Raw genomic sequence first — 18,968 nt, forward strand, 5'->3', positions numbered from 1 at the left:
ACCCGTTAGAGCGCGGAGCGAATCTAGCCGCCATGGAGGGTTCGAAGCTCGCCATCCATGGCACTGGATACCCGCTTCCCGGCGGGTATGACGGTCTTTCTTCCAATCTGACAAGAACTACCCCCTCTTTCTCAAACTGGGGAACAGATCGCTGAGCGCTTGCCGTCTACCGACCCCGGCCTTTAAAACTCCGAATGGTGGACCGGATTTGCCGGTCGGCAATGGGGCCGAGTTAAGCATACCTACTATAGGCCAAGCAATATCCGCGCCCGGCGCCGTTCGGCGCCGAAGCGCCGGGAATCCGCGAGCCCCGGCGTTTCCGGCCGTCGGTCGGTTCCGGCATTGTCGGCAATGTCGATCCGGTTTGGCGTATCGCCGACAGAGCCGGCGGCGTCGGCGGAAAATTTTCGGCTAAGCTTAGCCCAGCTTGTTCCGCAGCCGAGATCGCCATGAGTGACACCACCGACAACATCCTGATCGCCTATTTGACCGAGGTGCGCGCCGACGGCATGGACGCCCGCATCGTCGAGGAGCACGCTACCGCGGCGCCGATCATCCGGTTGGGCGATGAAGAGATTCTGGCCGGCCATTTGGGTTCCTACGTGGTGATTCGCCAATCGCATATCGGGGTGCTGGCGTTGGTCTTCAAGATGTGGGAGCGCGACCGCTTCGATCAGGCCGGCAACCGCGCCACCGACCGCTTTATCGCGTTGATTCCGGTCGGCGAGCTGAACGAAAGCAATGTGTTCATCCGCGGCGTGCGCCATTATCCGACGCCCGGCGCGGCGGTGTATGCGGTGGGCTTGGCCGAGATCAACGCGATTTTTTCCAAGTTCCGCGACTACCAATTTTTCATCGGCCAGCTCGCCAGTCACAAGGATTACCATCTCAGCCTCGATCCGCGCGCCTTGTTCGGCCGGCATTTCGCGATCGTCGGCCAGTCCGGTTCCGGCAAATCGTGGACCGTGACCAGTCTGATCCAACACACGATCGCGGCGATGCCGAAGACCCATTTGATCATGCTGGACCTGCACGGCGAATATTGCTGGAAGACGCCGGACGGCCGTATCGAGTCGGCCTTCCCCAGCGAGCGCGTCAATTACGTCGACGCGATGGAATTGGAAATGCCGTATTGGATGATGACTTACGCCGAGCTGGTGGATTTGTTCATCGACCGCGACGATCCCGGTTCGTCGATTCAAATGGCCTTCATGCGCGAGATTTTGCAGCAGCTCAAGCGTAAGGAAGCCAAGAATGTCGGCTTGGGCGTGGTGTCCATCGATACGCCGATTTTCTTCTCGCTGGCCGAGCTGTACATGCAGTTCAAGGCCGCCAACGAGGAACGCAAGGACTTCGGCAAGACCAAGGGCGCCTTGTTCGGCCAGTTCGACGAATTTTTGGTGCGGATGCAAAGCCGCTTCAACGACGTGCGCTACGACTTTTTATTGAAACCGAAAAAGCGCAACACCTCGGACAGCATGGCCGAATTGCTGCGCGAGTTCGTCGGTCTGGGCCGTAAGAAGGCCAATATCACTGTCGTCGATCTCAGCTCGGTGCCGACCGACGTGCGGCCGGCGGTGTCGGCGCAAGTCGGCCGGCTGGCGTATGAGTTCAATTACTGGAATCCGCGCCGTCGCGAATTCCCGATCACGCTGATTTGCGAGGAAGCCCACGCCTATATTCCGCGCGAAAAAAGCAGCCAGTTCGAAGGCACCCGCAAAATGATGGAGCGGATCGCCAAGGAAGGCCGCAAATACGGGGTGTCGATCGGCGTGGTCAGCCAGCGGCCGACCGAGTTGTCGGAAACCATGCTGGCGCAATGCAGTTCGTATATCTGTTTACGCACCACCAATCCGGACGACCAGCAATACATACGCGGTCTGGTGCCGGAAGCCGAGGGCGATCTGGCCGACATTCTCAGTTCGTTGGGGCGCGGCGAGGCCCTGGTGCTAGGCGAGGCGGCACCGCTGCCGACCCGGGTGCAAATCTACCGGCCCAATCCCGAACCCAAAAGTAACGACGTCGATTACTTCACCGCTTGGCGGGAAGGCCCGGACGATTTGGACGTGGAAGGCATCGTCGATAACTGGCGCAATCAAAACCGTCACTAGGCCGGACGGGAGTCAAGCGCCGCCCGGATACCAAACCAGTAAGGCGTGGCTGTCGCTGGTTCTAGCCAGCCCGAAGCCCAGCTTGGCGTAAAACGCCAAGGCGCCGGGGTTGTCCAGCGCGGCGACCAACGTCAACGGCGCATGGGCCTGTCCGGCCGCCTGCTGTAAGGCGCGAATCACCGCCCGACCGTGGCCGCGATTTCGGGCGGCCGGCAGCAAGGCTAAATCGATCAAACGCACTTCGTTGTGGCCGAAATCGACGGCGACCCGGCCGACAGCTTGGCTATGTATTTCGATGATGAAGTACATCGCGTTCGGAAATTGTTGACCGTAGCCTTCGCGCTGGGCGCGAAACTGCATTTCGATCAGTTCCTCGACGAAATCGCGCTCGGCGTCGAGCAGGCGCAAGTCGTCGCGCAAGCTGTGGTACAGGCCGGCTAGAAAGGTCGCGTCATTGTCGCGTTGCGGCCTCAGATTCAAGCCGGCCGGCGATGGCGCTAGCGCCATCGCCGTCGCCGCTGGGGTTGAACCGAGCTTTTTCGCCGTTCGCGTCGGTAGGTATGCGCGCTCATGTCAGTTAAACACTGCTTGAAACAACGCCGCCGGTTGCGGGCCGGCGTTCAAGACCCGGCTCAGGTAAATGCCGGGAACCTCGAACGCTTGGGCGATGCGCATCGTAAACACACCGTCCAGATACGGACAATCGGCGTCGCCTTTCAGTAGCAGCGCGAACGGCATGCGGCTGTCCCGGTCGCCGCTCGGCGAGCGGGCGCCGGGTTTTTCGTCGACACGCGCCAGGACCGTGGCGATCGTCACCGCGCCGCTTTCCAACAGACAAGTTTGGCCGAGATAGGGCAGGAAATGTCCGCTACTCAAGTCGGCGATCGGTGCATTTTTTGGATCAGGATTCGCGGTACTCATTGCTGCATCGGGAAAATGCCGTTCAGCGCGATGCAGAAGTTCAGCGCCAGATAGGGAGACATCGCGGCCGGGACGCTGAAGTTCAGGGGTGCGCTGACCGGGGCGCCGGCGCCGGTATTACCGACCGTGACCGTGCCGTTGCCGCTCAAAGTGGTCGTCACTCCGCCCAGCGTGATCGGGTTGGTTTGCGGCGTGGCGGCCGGCAGAAACACCGCGGCCGAGGTCTGGCCGTTTGGGGCGTTAGTCAGCGTGGCGTTGGCATCGGGATTAACGCCGCCGCCGGCGCCGGTGGAGACCTTGACGGCCGTGGCGGCGTTGACGCCGGCTAGCGATAGATCGGCGGCGTGGGTATGAGACGGCAAATTGGCGGTGGTCAAACTAAACGCGGTTTGGGTTTGGACCGTGGCGCCAGATGTGCCGCCGGTTTGCGCCATCTGGTAAGGTTGCGAAGCGGACAGCGGATTGGCGCCGAAATGAATCGGCGCCCGGCCTTGCAGATTGGGTAAATTGAAGAAGCTACGGCCGTCGCCGCCGAATCTTGTCCCAAGCAGCGCGTACAGTGCATTTTGTTGTTGTATCGCCATTTGCTGGCCGTTGCAGAACGCCCAATCTTGCGGGGCATATGCAAAACCGAAGATGTGGATTTCGCCTAAAAATGGATCAGCCATGATGGACCTCCTGGGGTCTTTGCGAAAAATAGCCGGGAAAAAGCCGCCAAGCTTGTTCTCCGGGCGAACGCCGAAATTTTGTAAAGCGTAAGCGACATTAAGCATAATCGTTCCTAACGGAAAAGCTAGGCTACTGTGAGATCCGATACCGATGTTCGGCTTGAATGCGCCGCGCGGTTGACAAGGTCGCGGTCTGCGACTATTTTTCGAACCCATTACCCGTTCGCGAACTTGTTACCGACACTGTGCTGATGAAAAATATCGATATGCCGCGGGTTGTCGACGCGACGGCCCGCGCCTTGGTGCTGGGTTCGCAATGAGTCATCGTTACCACTTTATTTCCGGCCTGCCGCGCTCCGGTTCGACGCTGCTGGCCGCTATTCTGAAACAGAATCCGCGCTTTCAAGCCGGTATGACCAGTCCGGTCGGCGCATTTTTTTCGGGTTTGCTCGATCAGGTCAGCGCCGGTAGCGAGTGGGGGCCGGTCGTGACCACCGCGCAACGCCGCCGCCTGCTGCGCGGTTTGTTCGACAGTTATTACGCCGAGGAAACCGGCAAGGATGTGGTGTTCGATACCAACCGGGCTTGGTGCGGCCGCTTGCCGGCACTGCTGGATTTGTTCCCGGACGCCAAGATCATTGCCTGCGTCCGCAACGTGGCCTGGGTCATGGACAGTCTGGAGCGGCTGTACCGGGCCAGCCCCTATGAAAACAGCCGCTTGTTCGCCGACGACGTCGAGCGCAATACCGTGTATAGCCGGGTGGAAACCTTGGCGCAGCGCAATCGCCTGGTCGGTTTTGCCTGGTCGGCGCTGAAGGAAGCGTTTTACGGCGAGCAGGCCGCTTCGCTGCTGGTCGTCGACTACGATTTGCTGGCTCGGGCGCCCGAGAAGGTGATGCCGTTGATTTACGATTTTCTCGGCGAGCCCGCGTATCCGCACGATTTCGCGAATCTGCAGTACGACGCGCCGGCCTTCGACAACAATTTGGGCTTGTCCGGCCTGCACAGCATTCGACCTCGAGTGACCTTGGAGAACCGGGCGACCATTCTGCCGCCGGATCTGTTCGAGCAATACGCCGATATGGCGTTCTGGCGCGACGGCCGCGGCAGTCGCGCCCACGTTGTTTCCGCGCAACCGGCCGCCGCTCGGCCGCTGGCGAAATCCGTTTGATTGACCGTCGATTTTGGGGAGCAAGACCATGAAACTATTCGAGCGTATTCGCCCCGCCGGGACTCGCCATCGTTCCAAGGCGGCACCGCTACGTGCCTGGGCCTTGGAACCGCGCATCCTGTTCGACGGCGCGGCGGCGGTCAGCGCCGACGCCGCTCAAGCGGACGCGCCGCCGACCGCCGATCAGCCGCCTTCGGCGCTGGACGCTCAACATTTGCTGGATGCGGCGGCCGCCTGCCAATTCCCGGAAGCGACGGCCGCCCGGCCTACCGCCGTCATCTTCGTCGACAGCCGGGTCAGGGACGCCGAAACCTTGTTGGCCGGCGCCGATCCGCGCGCCGAAGTCGTAATGTTGGAGGCCGGCCGCGACGGCGTGCAACAGATGGCCGACTATTTGGCGGATCGCCGCGACATTTCGGCGATTTCCATTGTCGCCGAGGGCGGCGAGGCCAACGTTTGGTTGGGCAATGCCTGGCTGAACAATGATTCAATCGGCGGCTACGCCGCTCAACTCGATACGATAGGCCAAGCGCTGGCGGCCGACGGCGATCTGCAAGTCTATTCCTGCAACCTGGGCAGGGGCGCCGACGGCGCTACGTTTGCCCGGACCCTGGCCGATCTGACCGGGGCCGACGTGGCGGTGTCCGACAACCGCACCGGCGCTGGCGGCGATTGGGATTTGGAAGTGCGCACCGGCGACGTCTCGGCACCCGCGGCGTTTTCCGCTTCGGCCATGGCCGACTACGATTACGCGCTGGCGACGGTCACCGTGACCAACAATAACGATAGCGGTGCCGGGTCGTTGCGCGCGGCGATTGCGTCGGCGTCGTCCGGCGACACGATTACGTTCAACGCCGGAATGACGATTACCTTGTCCAGCGGCCAGTTAAGTATCAGCCAAAATTTGACGATAGACGGCGATCTGGACGACAACGGTAGTGCCGATGTTACCGTCGATGCCAATTACCACAGCCGGGTGCTGTCGATTACCAGCGGCAACGTGACCGTCGACGGTTTGACGATCACCCACGGTTTGGTTTCGGGCGACGGCGGTGCGTATAACAGCGTCAACGGCGGCGATGCGTTGGGCGCCGGAATCTCGGTGACCGGCGCGGGCACCACGGCCACATTTTTGCATTCGACAATCACCGGCAACGTCGCGGCCGGCGGCGGCGGCAACGGCGGTAGTGACAACGGGTCTTACGGTTACGGCGGCGGCGGCGGCGGCGGTTGGGGGACGACTGTCGGCGGAACCGGAGGGGCTTTTAATAATACTACACCTGGCGCCTCGGGTTCCGCGGGTACTGGCGGAAATGGCGGTGTTAACGGGGTTGCCAGCGCCTCTGGCCGGGGCGGTAGCAGTGGCGCCAGTGGCGCCGGCGGCGCGGGGGGAACCAGCGGTAGTGCCAATGCGGGCGGAACCGGGGGAACCGCCGGCTCGGGCGGACTGAATTTTATCGGCGGCGGCGGCGGCGGATACGGTTCAGGCGGCAGCGGCAGCGCGGTGGTTGGCCGGGGCGGGATCGGCGCCGGCGCTTTAGCAATCGGTTCCGGCGCAACGGTGTACATGGCGTCGACCTCGATCACCAACAATCTCGGCGCCGGCGGCGGCGGTGCGGGTGGTTACGGTGTCGATGGCGGCGACGGCGGAGCCGGCGTCGGCGGAATCTACAACAATGGTGCCTTCAAATACGAAAACGCTACCATTACCCACACCTCGAATTACGGAGGCGGCGGTGCCGGCGGAACGTCCTCGGGCGGTAACCCCGGCGCCTCCGGGTCGGGCGGTAACGCCGGCACCGAATGGCTAGACGGGCCGGGTAGCACGGCCGCCTGGACGCCGCCCTCGCCGACGGCGTCGATTACGTCGGCTACCTACGACGCCGGCACCAACGTGCTGTCCGTCACCGGCGCTAATATGACCACCGGCGACAGCATCGATACCACCAAGCTGACACTGACCGGCGAGGGCGGCAATACCTATACCTTGGCCGGCAGTTACACGGTGACCGCCAGTAGTTCCACCAGTTTTAGCATTACTTTGGATGCCACCGATCAGCTCAACGTCGAAGGCCTGCTGAATAAGGACGGGACCGCGTCCGCCGGCGCGACCACCTACAATCTGGCCGGCGCGGCGAATTGGGACAGCACCGCCTCGGCATCCGCAGATACCACCGGCAACGGCGTTACCGTCAGCAGTACCCAAACGCCGACCTTGACCTCGGCGACCTACGACACCGCGACCGGCTTGTTGGTCGTGACCGGCACCCATCTGGTCAAGCAAAGCGGCGCGACCAACGATATCGACGCTTCGTTGTTTACGTTGACTGGTCAAGGCGGCAGCTACACCTTGACCGACACCAGCGACGTGGAGATCACTTCGGCGACTGCGTTCACGTTGACGTTGTCGGCCACCGACAAGGCCCAGGTCAACACCCTGCTTGATAAAAACGGCACCAGTTCCAGCGGCAGCACGACTTACAATTTGGCGGGGGCCGATAATTGGAACGGGCCAATCACCGGCGGTAGTATTGCCGATACCAGTGGCAACGGCATCACTGTTTCCGGCATCAATTCGGCGGCGGTGATTAGCGGTTTGAACGGCGATAGCGTGGCCTTGTCCGGCACCGTGACCCTCGATGCCAGCGGCAATTTGACCGTTTCCGATGCCGAAAACGACGTGAGCGGCTGGAACGGCGCTTCGTTGACCGTGCAGCGCGGCAAGATCGGCGATACCAGTATCGCCGATGCCACTAGCAACGACGTCTACAGCTTTAATGCCAGCGGTTTCAGCGATACCGGTTCGGCGTTGCAAACCGGCGGCGCGACCACCTTCGCTACTTACACCAATACCGGCGGGGTGTTGACGATCAACTTCAACGCCAATGCCACCACCGCGTTGGTGCAAGCGGTGATGCGCGGCATTCAATACGCCAACAGCACCCCGTTCGGCGATGCCACGATCCGTTTCGCGTTGAGCGACGGTACCGCGACGACGAATGCCGATGTCAGTGTGACCAGTTCCAGTATTTACGTGACCCAGACCAGCGACGACAGCGGTAACGACGCCGCCGACGGCTTCGGTTTGCGCGAAGCGTTGGCGCGCTCGACGGCCCAGGCCGGCGCGGATAGCGTGATTCTAAGCAATTTGACCAGCGGCACCACGCTGACCTTAACCGGCTCCACCGCAACCTTGGGTGCCGGCGATACGGTGACCTTGCAAGCGGCAAAGACCGTGACGATAGCCGGTAGCGGCGGTGGCGGTCTGGTACTGGCCGGGTCCGGCACCTTGAATTTGCTCGGCGCTAGCGCCGCCTTGACCGTGTCCGCCGATATATCCGGCGCCAGCGGCAGTCTCAGTAAAATCAGCGGCGGTGCCTTGACGCTGTCAGGCAGCAATACATACGGCGGAGCGACTTCGTTCAGTAACGGCGCCGTGACTCTGAACGGCGGCGCGGCGATCCCCAACGCCAGCGCGCTGACCTTGGGCAACGGCGCAAGTCTGGCCGTCACGCTGGGCGCGGATGAAACCATCGGGTCGTTGAGCGGCAGCGGCGTGACCGGCAGCTTCGATCTCGGTTCGTTCACGTTGACGACCGGCGGCGACGCCACCTCGACCGGTTTCGACGGCGTGCTGAGCGGAACCGGCGGCTTAACCAAAACCGGTAGCGGCACCTTCACACTGAGCGGCGCCAACACCTATACCGGCGCGACCACCGTGTCGGCCGGCACGCTGGCTTTGAGCGGCGGTAGCGCCTTGGCCGACACCAGCGCGGTCAGCGTGGCCAGCACCTTGAGTCTCAACGCATCCGAGACGATCGGTTCGTTGGCCGGGGCCGGTAGCGTCGTTCTTGGCTCCAATACCCTGACCGCCGGCGGCGACAATTCGTCAACCACGTTTTCCGGCGGAATCTCCGGTAGCGGCGGATTGACCAAAGCCGGCAGCGGCACCCTGATTTTGTCGGGTAGCAACACCTTCAGCGGCGCGCTGACCTTGTCCGGCGGCACGTTGCAAACCGCCAGTCTAGGTAGCGCCGGTTCGCTGGTCATGGACGGCGGTACCTTGGCGGCTAGCGCCGGGGGTATTACCTCCTCGGTTGGGGTATCGGTCACCGCCAACGGCGGCGCGTTCAATACCACGGCCGGCAACATCACGCTGAACGGTAATCTGACCGGTACCGGTGGCATCTCGGTCGGCGGGGGCGCGGGCAACGTGCTGAAGCTAGCGGGTACCAACACCGGTTACAGCGGCACCATTACGTTGAACAACACGATCATCGACATCGCGTCGGACAGCGCGCTGGGGACCGGCGCGCTGGCCTGGAACGGCGGCAAGCTGCGTTCGACCACCACGGCGCGCAGCATAGCCAACGCGATCACGCTCGGCGGCGATGTGACGATGTCGGGCTCGTTTGCGTTGACCTTTACCGGCAACGTCGATTTCGGCAATGCGGCACGCACCATCAACAGCGGCGTCGATACGACGTTCTCGGGTGTCTTGAGTAATAGCAGCGGTCTGTTCACCAAGACCGGCGGCGGCACGATGACGCTGTCGGGCGCGAATACCTTGACCGGCGCCGTCACGCTGTCGCTAGGCGGGTTAACGTTAAATAACGGGAGTGCCATCGCCAACAATACCGCGGTCACGCTTGCTAGCGGGACCACGCTGACGCTGGGTGCCGCCAAAACCATCGGTTCATTGGCGGGCGCCGGCAATATTGCGCTCGGGGCTTTTACGTTGACGGCCGGGGACGGCTCCAACACCAGTTTTACCGGCGTCATCAGCGGTAGCGGCGGTTTGACCAAGACCGGTTCCGGTACCTTGACCTTGGGCGGCACCAACACCTATACCGGTGCGACCACAATTTCGGCCGGTACCTTGACCACCAGCGGCAACAACCGAATCGCCGACAGCTCGGCGGTGACGGTGGCCAGCGGCGCTAGCTTGACGCTATCGTCTGCGAGCGACCGGATCGGTTCGTTGGCCGGCGCCGGCGCGGTGTCCTTGACCTCCAGCACTTTGGAAATCGGCGGCGACAACACCAGCACCAGTTTTACCGGCACGATCACCGGTAGCGGCGCGACCGTCGACAAAGTCGGCAGCGGAACGCTGACCTTGGCCCTGTCCGGGACGAATGCCTTGACCGCCACGTCGCGTCTCCAAGCGTCCGGCGGTACGGTGGTGTTGTCCGGTACGCTGAGCGGCACGCCCGAACTGGCGCTGAACGGCGGCTCCTACCAGTTAGCGTCGGATGTCAGCGTCGGCCAAATCAATAGCTACAGCAGCGGTAATATCGATCTGCAATCCTTCACGCTGACTAGCGATTCGGCATCGTCAGGGGCGTTTTCCGGGGTAATCAGCGGCAGCGGCGGCCTGACCAAGCTGGGTAGCGGCGAATTGGACTTGTCCGGCACCAATACTTACACGGGGGCCACGACGATTTCGGCGGGCACGCTGACCTTGTCCGGCAGCGGCTCGGTGCTGGCAGATACCACCGCCGTCACCGTGGCTTCCGGCGCCATTCTGAATCTGCACGCCATCGACGACACGATAGGCTCGCTGGCCGGAGCCGGCACCGTGACACTGAACAGCGGCACGCTGACGGTGGCCGGTAATGCTTCGACCACGTTCTCCGGTATTCTGCAGGACGGCGGAAATAGCGGCGGCTTTGCTAAAGCCGGCAGCGGTAGCTTGACCTTGTCCGGCGCCAATACCTATACAGGTTCGACCGCGATCGACGCCGGTACCTTGGTGGTTACCGGCAGCTTGAACGGCGCCGGAGCCGGCGCGGTTAACGTGGCCAGCGGCGCCACGCTGGCCGGCACCGGTAGCGTCAACGGCGGCCTGACGATCGCTTCGGGCGGGACCTTGGCGCCGGGCGTGGCCGGCAGCAACGACGGCGTCGGCACGCTGACCGTGACCGGCGGTTTAACTATCGCCTCCGGCGGCAGCTTGGCGGCCGACATTGCCGGTTCGGCCAGCTACGATAGCGTGGCGGTTACCGGCGCGGTCAATGTCAGCGGCGCCACGCTGAGCTTGTCCGGCGCCCATGTCGCCACCAAATCGGCGAGCGGCGAAGCCTTCACATTGATTTCCAACGACGGTTCGGACGCGATCACCGGCAGCTTTAGCGGTTTGGCGGCGGCCGGCACCGTGACGTTTAACGCGGTGGCGTTGACCGCCAGTTACACGGTCGGCAGCAACAGTAACGACTTTCGCTTGACCGGACCGGTCAACCAGGGGCCGGCCCTGGGCGGTACCTTTACTACCGCCGGCAGCGTCAACGACAATGCCACGACCACGCCGTTCGCCAACGTGACCTACACCGACGCCGACGACAGTTCGGGCACGTTCACGCTGACCATCAGCTACACCGGCGCCAACGGCACCTTGAGCAGCGCCGGCGGCGGTTTGACCGGTTCGGCCGGCAGCTACACCTTGACCGCGAACAGTCCCGGCGCGCTGCAAACCCTGCTGCAAGCGCTGGTGTTTACCCCGACCGACAACCAAGCCGTGCCTGCCGGCACCGTCCAGACCACGTTTACGTTGACCGGCAACGACGGCACCAGCAGCGGCTCCGCCGACAGCTCGACCGTGATCACCGCGACCTCGATTAACGACGCGCCGACCGATTTGCAACTTTCCAACAACGCGATCAGCGTGTTCGACGGGCTCAACGCCACGGTCGGCACGCTGTCGGCGTCCGACGTCGATACCGGCCAGACCTTGACTTATAGCTTGGTCAGCGGCAGCGGCGATACCGACAACGCCAGTTTTACAATCAGCGGCACCACGTTGAGCGTCGACAACGCGGCTTTGACCGCCGGTCAGACGTATTCGGTTCGTATCGGCGCCAGCGACGGCACCGATTCGGTCGAACAGGTCTTCTCGATCACGGTATCTAATGATCTGACAGTGACCGTCACCGCGATAGACGGCAATGCGGTCAGTAGCTTTAATGCCGACGTCGCCGACGGCGGCGGTTTGGACCTGCGGGAAGCACTGTATTACGCCGGCACGATTGCCGGGCCGACCACGATCAACTTCGCCGAAACCTTGAGCGGCACCATCACGTTGGGCGGGGCCTATACCGTGGCCGACGGCGTGACCTTGGCGATGGATAGCGACACCGACAGCCGCTCGCTGACGATCGCCAGCCAGTCCTTGAATTTGGCCGGCGCGATTGGGGTCAGTGTCGGCACCGGCGATACGCTGACCATCAATTCCGCGCTAGCCGACGACGGTAGCGTGGTTTCTAATTTGACCAAAAGCGGCGCCGGCAAACTGGTGCTCGGCGGCACCAACAATACCTCGACCGGCGGCACCAGCGGCACCGGCTTGAATACCGCCGGCATCGCCGGTGGCACGTTGGCGGTGGCCGGCGACGCCAATCTGGGAACCGGCAACCTGACCTTGAGCGGCGGTACCTTGCAGACGACCGGCGGCTATCCCAATGCGATCGACAACAATATCGTGCTGGCGGCGGACAGCGGGATTCTGGTCGATACCGGCGCCTACCTGCAACACACCGGGGTGCTGAGCGGCAGCGGGGCTCTGACCAAACTGGGCGGCTCCACGCTGGAGCTGGCCGGCGCTTCGGCCAACACCTACAGCGGCGGCACCGCGATCGGCGCCGGTTATCTGCTGACCAGCAAGAGCGGCGCGCTGGGTAGCGGCGGGGTGGTTATCGCCAACGGCGCCTCGTTGCACCTACAGAGCGCGGCGACCTTCAGCAACACGATCTCCGCCGCCGGCGTCGGCGCGGACACTAACGGCGCGATCCGCGCCATCGGCGGCGACAATACTTTGAGCGGCCTAATCACTTTGACCGGCAACACCAAGATCGATACCGGCGGCAACACCTTGACGCTATCCGGCGGCATCACCGACGGCGCCAACAGCTATGCGCTGACTCAGTTCTGGACCGGCACGCTGCTACTGTCCGGTACCGGCGATTGGGACGGCGGTCTGGCCGTGACCGGCGGCACCGTGCAGACTGAAGGCGGCGCGGCGATCAAGGACAGTTGCGCGGTGACCTTATCCGGTGCCGGAGCGCTAAGCATCAGCGCTAGCGAGACGATAGGCACGCTGTCCGGCGGCAGTTCGGCGGTCGCCGGCATTAGCTTGGATAGCGGCGCGGTATTGACCGTCAATCAAGCGACCGGCAGCAGTTTTTCCGGCGCGATCGCCGGTGCCGGCGGTTTGACCAAGGCCGGCGCGAACGAGTTGGAACTGTCCGGAACCAATACCTACAGCGGCGCGACCACGGTAACGGCCGGCATGTTGTCGGTCTCGGGCGGCGAGGCCATCGGCGACGATAGCGCGCTCGACATCGCAGGCGGCGCCACGTTGTTTTTATACGACAACGAAACCGCCGGCTCCCTGTCCGGCGCCGGCAGCGTGACCTTGAACAGCGGCAGCCTGACCGTCGGCGGCAATAATGCCTCGACCGGCTTTTCCGGGGTGGTCGAAGACGGCGCCATTGGTGGGAATTTGATTAAAACCGGCACCGGCACTTTGACCCTGTCAGGCAATAACAGCTATAGCGGAGAAACCACGGTGCGTGGCGGCGGTACCTTGGCGATAGCCTCCGACGCCAATCTCGGCGGCGGCGATCTGACCTTGAACGCCGGCACGCTGTCGATTAGCGCCGCCACGAACATCGATAACAATGTAACCCTGATCGGCGCGGCGACCGTTTCGAACAGCGCCGCCGCGACCTTGTCCGGCGTGTTGTCCGGCAGCGGCTCGTTGACCAAGCAAGGTAGCGCGGCGTTGACGCTATCCGGCGCCAATACCTACAGCGGCACGACGACGGTATCGGCCGGCGCGCTGGCGGTGACCGGCGCGCTGGGAGGGACCAGTGGCGTTTCGGTGCAATCCGGGGCGACCTTGGCCGGCAGCGGCAGTATTTTCGCGGTCAGTTCGACCAATCAATTGACGATACTCGACGGAGCGACATTGGCTCCCGGAGTGGCCGGCACCAATAACGGCATCGGCGTGCTGACCGTCAACGGCAATCTGCGGCTCAGCGGCGACATGGCCGCCGAAGTCGGCGGCGACGGCGGCGTGGCCGGCACCGACTTCGACCAAGTCGTCGTCAACGGCGTCGTCAGTTTGAACGGCGGATCGTTGAGCGTGAGCCGGGTCGGCGCTTACAGTGCCAGCAACGGTGCCACGTATCGGATCATCGACAACGACGGCGCCGACGCGGTGTCGGGCAGCGCCGGCACTTTCAACGGCATACCCGAGGGCAGCGACGCGACGTTGAACGGCGACATTTATACCGTGCGTTACGCCAGCGGCACCGGCAACGACGTGGTGCTGACCGCGTTGGTCAACCCGCTAGTGACCGACGTGTCGGCTTCGACCGCCAGCGGCAGTTACAAAGCCGGTGACATCGTCACCATTACCGTGACCTTCAACCGGGCCGTGACGGTGACCGGCACGCCGACCTTGGCGCTGAATACCGGCCGTAACGCCAGTTTCAGCGGCGGCTCGGGCACGACCACGCTGAGTTTCAGCTATGTCGTGCAAGCCGGCGACACCAGTGCCGACCTGGACTACGCGGCCACCACCGCGTTGGCCTTGAGCGGCGGCGCGATACTGGATAGCTCGACCAGTCTACCGGCGATATTGACCTTGGCCGCGCCCGGCGATCCCGACTCCTTGGGTGTCAACCGCGACATCGTGGTCGATACCTCTGCGCCGGCCGCGCCGAGCTTGAGCTTGGCCACCGACAGCGGCACCAGTAACAGCGACGCCATCACCAACAGCGGCGCGGTGACGGTGTCCGGTCTGGAAGGCGGCGCGAGCTGGCAATACAGCAGCGACGGCGGCACGAGCTGGACGACGGGCAACGGCACCAGCTTTAACGTCAGCGGCGATGGGGCCAAGTCGCTGTTGGTTCGGCAGATTGATATTGCCGGCAATGTCTCGGCCAATTCCGCCGCGCTAGCCTTTACCCTGGATACAGTCTCCGCCGCGCCGAGCTTGGCCTTGGCCGAGGATAGCGGCGCCAGTGCCGTCGATGGCTTGACCAACAATGGCGTCGTCAATGCGGGCGCTCTGGAAAGCGGCGCCAGTTGGGAATACAGCATCGACGGCGGTACGACTTGGGTCGCCGGCAGCGGCGACAGTTTTAGCGTGGCCGGCGACGGCGCCAAGTCGGTGTTGGCGCGGCAGACCGACTTGGCCGGCAATGCATCGGCTGAGTCGGTCGCATTGACCTTCACGTTGGACACCGCCGCGCCGGCCGAGGCGAGCGGAAGCTTGAGCGTGGCCGAAAATGCCGCGAACGGCACGGCGGTCGGTAGTGTGACGGCCAGCGATCTGCATGCGGTGGTTTACAGTCTGGTTGACGACGCTAACGGCCGCTTCGCGATCGACGCCGCGACCGGCGCGGTCACCGTCGCCGATGGCGGCCAACTAAATTACGAAGTCGCCGCCAGCCACTCGATCACAGTGCGCGCCACCGACGCGGCCGGCAATAGCCGCGACACCGAACTGAGCGTGACGCTGACCAATGCCAACGACGCGCCGACCGGCACGTTGACGATACGCGGCACGCCGACCGCCGGCGAAACCCTGACGGTCGTCGATGCGCTGAGCGACGCCGACGGCAAGGGTAGCGTGGTATATACCTGGAAGGACGGCGACGGCAATGTCCTGGGGACCGGCTCTCGCTTGTTGCTGACCCAAGCTTTCGTCGATAAAACCATCAGCGTGACAGCCAGTTACACCGACGGCTTGGACAACGCCGAGGAAGTCACTTCCAGCCCTACCGCGGCGGTGGCGATAGGCATCGTCACCAACGCCACGCAAACCGTGGACTTTAACGCGGGAACTGGCGGTGGACTGGGCGGTTTCGGTGGTTTGGGCGGCTCGTCCGCTGGTGGTGCCGGCGGCAATACTCAAACCTCGGTCAACGCGATTGCGCCGCTTGCGGTCGGTCCTGGCGTTGGCGGCGTTGGCGGCGTTGGCGGCGCTGGTGGTGTCGGAGCGACCGGCGCCGGCGGCACGGTTGGTTCGGGCGGCTCTACTGGCGGCGGTTTGGGTGGCGGCATCGGCGCTGGCGCCGCCGGCGGTTTAGGCGGGGGTTCCGGATTTGGCGGAGCCGGCTTAAGCGGCGGGCTCGGCGCCGGTGGCGGCGCGGGTTTCGGCACCTCACTGTTTTCCAGCACCGTTGGCGACGGCGGTTTGTCTTCGACCAGCGGGCAAACCACCTCCTTGCAAATGCAGGCCAGCGTGTCGGCGGATGGCGGCAATGCGTTTACGATGCCGGCTCAAGCACTGTCCAGCCTGGATACCAGCTCGGGCGTCAGTTTTCAGGCGACCCAGGCCAATGGCGCCAGCCTGCCGAGTTGGGTACGTTTCGATCCCGCGACCGGCGGCTTGAGCGTGCGAGAAGGACAGGGCGGCGATAACACCGTCGTCAAAATCACCGCGACCGACGGACGGGGCAACCAGACCGTCGTGACCGTGGTGCTGAAACCGCAGAACCGGCCGGGCCAGGGTACGGGCGGCGAAGGTCGGAGCGGAGGCGAAGGCCAGAACGGGGCCGGCGAAGGCCGGCCGGGCCAAGGCGGCGGACGCCCCGCTTCCGGCCGTGGCGGAGAGCCGCGCGCCGAGCTTGGCAAGACGCCGCTAAGCACCCAATTGCAAGCGTTCGGCAGCCAACGCACCCTACGGGATGCCGACACCCTATTGAACCATCTGGCGCGAGCGTTCCGCGATCCACGGGACGCCGCATGACTTTATCGACACAGGAATTCGCTATGGCTGAAAACCATTCCCGACCGACCCCTCGGTTTAATCCCGGCCTGTTGGCGGCGGCGATCGGTGCCGTATGGCTGACCGGTTGTTCGCTGACGCCTTCGCCGCTAACCCAGCAAGAGCGGCAGAGCCAGATCGGTCTCGATCAGAGTCAGTTGTTCAAGCAACAAGAACCGCTGACCGCGCCGTTGACCTTGTATCAGGCGATGTCGCGGGCACTCAAATATAACCTGGACCATCGGGTCAAGATGATGGAACGGGCGGTCGCGGAAGGCCAGGCCACGCTGGCGCGTTTCGATTTGTTGCCGGAAGTGGTGGCTTCGGCCGGCTATCGCAGCCGCGACAATTTCAACGCCTCGGCCAGCCGCTCGATTTCGACCGGCCGGCAATCGCTGGAAACCTCGACCTCGCAGGACCGCAGCCGCTACCTGGGCGATTTGAGTCTGCGCTGGAATATTCTGGACTTCGGCGTCAGTTATTTCCGGGCTCAGCAGGAAGGCAACAAGGCCTTGGTGACCGCAGAAAGCCGGCGCAAGGTCAGCCACAATTTGATGAAGGACGTACGTAGCGCCTATTGGCGAGCCTTGAGCGCGCAGCGAATGACCGCCAAGATTCAACCGGTGCTGACCGAAGCCCGCCGCGCCTTGGAACTCGCCAGCCAGGCCGAGGCGGAAAAACTACGGGCGCCTCTGGAAGCCTTGCGCTATCGAAAAAGCCTGCTGGAAATCGTCCGCCGCTTGGAAGGCTTGTTGGAGCAACAGCAATTGGCTAAAGCCGAATTGACCGGCTTGATCAATCTGCCGCCGAATCAGGACTATCAATTGGCCGATGTCGCGGCCGGTGCTTGGCCCGGCATCGCCACGCCGCAGTTGAGTCAGGAACAACTGGACGAATTGGCCTTGCAACTGCGTCCGGAATTGCGTCAGGAAATGTATCAAACTCGGATCGGCTCGGCCGAAGTCAAAAAAGCCATGCTGCGCTTGCTGCCCGGCGTCGAGGTGCAATTGGGCGGCAATTACGATTCCAACTCCTATTTGCTGAATCAAAGCTGGGGCGAAATCGGCACGCAGATTTCCAAGAATCTGTTCGAGCTATTGTCGGCGCCGCAAGCCATCGCCACCGCCGAGACGCAGGAGTCGCTGGCCAACTCGCGGCGCTTGGCCGCGCACATGGCGATTTTGACCCAGGTGCGGCTGGCCCGGCAGCAATTGGCGCTGAGCGAAAACCAATTGAAATTGACGTCCGAGCTCGACGACATCAATCAGCAGATCCACCATCACGTGTTGAACAGCGAGTTGACCGAAGCGATGAGTTCGCTGGAGCGGATACGCACGTCGGTCGATTCGGTCTTGTCCGAGTTGCAACGCCACCAAAGTTACGCGGATTCGCAGGATGCGCTGGGTAAATTGTATGTATCCCTGGGCTTCGACCCGTTGCCGGCGACGATGGCCGACGATAGCGTCGATACGTTGGCGCGGGCGATCGAAGCGATCGATCAGGATTGGGCGCAAGGCCGCTTTCCATCGCAAGCCACCGACGATCCGACACCGGAAACCGCCGCCGCCGGCCAGGGAGAACATTCCTGATGGGCAAAGCTTGGTTTTTGTTGGTCGGTCTGGCGTTGGCGCCGATTTTGCGCGCCGAGCCGGCCGCCGACACCGAAATCCGCGCGCAACTGACCGCGCGCAACGCCACCACGCTGTCGGCGGAACTGGCGGCGGTGATTAAGGAATTGACGGTGCGCGACGGCGAGCGCTTCAAAAAAGGCCAATTGCTGGTGGCTTTCGACTGCTCTATTCAGCAAGCGCAATTGGAAAAGGCCCGCGCCACCGCGCAGGGCGCGGCCAAGACCTACGAAGTCGATCAACGCTTGGCCAAGCTGGAATCGATCAGCGTGCTGGAAGTCGAAGTCGCCGCCGCCAAATTGGGCGAGGCCAAGGCCGACGTGGCGCTGACCCAGGCCGGTCTGGAAAAGTGCAAGATCGCCGCACCGTTCGACGGCCGGGTCGCCGAACTGAAAGCCCAGCGCCATCAACATTTGAAAGTCGGCGATCCGATCATGGATGTGTTGGACGACGGCCAACTGGAAGTCAAACTGATCGTGCCGTCGCCGTGGCTGCGCTGGCTGAAGGCCGGTCAAGCGTTTACCGTGCACATCGACGAATTGGACCGGGATTTCCCGGCCGAAGTCGTCACCTTGGGCGCCCGTATCGATCCGGTCAGCCAAACCGTTGCCATTTTGGGGCGTATCACCGGCAAACATGCCGAATTGCTGGCCGGCATGAGCGGCCGGGCAGCCTTTCCCAGTCAATCACACTAAT

8 protein-coding genes are annotated in these 18,968 nt (G+C 63.1%); 5 read left to right on the forward strand and 3 right to left on the reverse strand.

The window, feature by feature from the left end:
* Nucleotides 1-449: 449 nt before the first annotated feature.
* On the forward strand, nucleotides 450-2,111 hold the full coding sequence (locus ACQE3E_RS07270) for an ATP-binding protein (protein ID WP_426994377.1): 1,662 nt from the start codon (nucleotides 450-452) through the stop codon (nucleotides 2,109-2,111).
* Between the two features lie 12 nt (nucleotides 2,112-2,123).
* Here the strand turns inward: ACQE3E_RS07270 and ACQE3E_RS07275 are convergent, their stop codons facing one another.
* The 3 genes from ACQE3E_RS07275 to ACQE3E_RS07285 form a co-directional block, all read right to left on the reverse strand.
* Nucleotides 2,124-2,618 (reverse strand): GNAT family N-acetyltransferase, encoded by a 495-nt coding sequence (locus ACQE3E_RS07275; RefSeq protein ID WP_064028199.1) that lies wholly within the window; start codon nucleotides 2,616-2,618, stop codon nucleotides 2,124-2,126.
* Between the two features lie 66 nt (nucleotides 2,619-2,684).
* Nucleotides 2,685-3,032: a DUF6916 family protein gene (locus tag ACQE3E_RS07280; protein ID WP_064028201.1), complete on the reverse strand. Its 348-nt coding sequence runs from the start codon at nucleotides 3,030-3,032 to the stop codon at nucleotides 2,685-2,687.
* Entirely contained in the window at nucleotides 3,029-3,700 is a 672-nt protein-coding gene (locus ACQE3E_RS07285; RefSeq protein WP_064028203.1) for a phage tail protein, read from the reverse strand. Before ACQE3E_RS07285 ends, ACQE3E_RS07280 begins: the two co-directional genes overlap by 4 nt.
* 316 nt (nucleotides 3,701-4,016) lie before the next feature.
* On the opposite strand from ACQE3E_RS07285, the gene ACQE3E_RS07290 reads away from it, so the two are divergent.
* Genes ACQE3E_RS07290 through ACQE3E_RS07305 form a run of 4 tightly spaced genes read left to right on the forward strand, consistent with a single transcriptional unit; the run spans nucleotide 4,017 to nucleotide 18,967 of the window.
* Nucleotides 4,017-4,871: a sulfotransferase family protein gene (locus tag ACQE3E_RS07290; protein WP_313728573.1), complete on the forward strand. Its 855-nt coding sequence runs from the start codon at nucleotides 4,017-4,019 to the stop codon at nucleotides 4,869-4,871.
* Nucleotides 4,872-4,899: 28 nt separating this feature from the next.
* Entirely contained in the window at nucleotides 4,900-16,626 is an 11,727-nt protein-coding gene (locus ACQE3E_RS07295; protein WP_427501424.1) for an autotransporter-associated beta strand repeat-containing protein, read from the forward strand.
* Nucleotides 16,627-16,649: 23 nt separating this feature from the next.
* Nucleotides 16,650-18,233, forward strand: coding sequence for a TolC family protein (locus ACQE3E_RS07300; protein WP_313728570.1), 1,584 nt, complete (start codon nucleotides 16,650-16,652; stop codon nucleotides 18,231-18,233).
* Nucleotides 18,233-18,967, forward strand: coding sequence for an efflux RND transporter periplasmic adaptor subunit (locus tag ACQE3E_RS07305; RefSeq protein ID WP_313728568.1), 735 nt, complete (start codon nucleotides 18,233-18,235; stop codon nucleotides 18,965-18,967). The genes ACQE3E_RS07300 and ACQE3E_RS07305 overlap by 1 nt, the downstream gene beginning before the upstream one ends.
* Nucleotide 18,968: the final 1 nt, after the last annotated feature.

This window comes from Methylomonas sp. MED-D (genome assembly GCF_050276835.1).
GTDB classification, from domain to species: Bacteria; Pseudomonadota; Gammaproteobacteria; order Methylococcales; family Methylomonadaceae; genus Methylomonas; species Methylomonas koyamae_A.

What these genes read in the sequence shown, in the direction of transcription:
- ACQE3E_RS07300 (WP_313728570.1), top strand. Translation starts at nt 16,650, where the DNA reads ATGGCTGAAAACCATTCCCGACCGACCCCTCGGTTTAATCCCGGCCTG.
- ACQE3E_RS07285 (WP_064028203.1), bottom strand. Translation starts at nt 3,700, where the DNA reads ATGGCTGATCCATTTTTAGGCGAAATCCACATCTTCGGTTTTGCATAT.
- ACQE3E_RS07270 (WP_426994377.1), top strand. Translation starts at nt 450, where the DNA reads ATGAGTGACACCACCGACAACATCCTGATCGCCTATTTGACCGAGGTG.
- ACQE3E_RS07275 (WP_064028199.1), bottom strand. Translation starts at nt 2,618, where the DNA reads ATGGCGCTAGCGCCATCGCCGGCCGGCTTGAATCTGAGGCCGCAACGC.
- ACQE3E_RS07295 (WP_427501424.1), top strand. Translation starts at nt 4,900, where the DNA reads ATGAAACTATTCGAGCGTATTCGCCCCGCCGGGACTCGCCATCGTTCC.
- ACQE3E_RS07280 (WP_064028201.1), bottom strand. Translation starts at nt 3,032, where the DNA reads ATGAGTACCGCGAATCCTGATCCAAAAAATGCACCGATCGCCGACTTG.
- ACQE3E_RS07290 (WP_313728573.1), top strand. Translation starts at nt 4,017, where the DNA reads ATGAGTCATCGTTACCACTTTATTTCCGGCCTGCCGCGCTCCGGTTCG.
- ACQE3E_RS07305 (WP_313728568.1), top strand. Translation starts at nt 18,233, where the DNA reads ATGGGCAAAGCTTGGTTTTTGTTGGTCGGTCTGGCGTTGGCGCCGATT.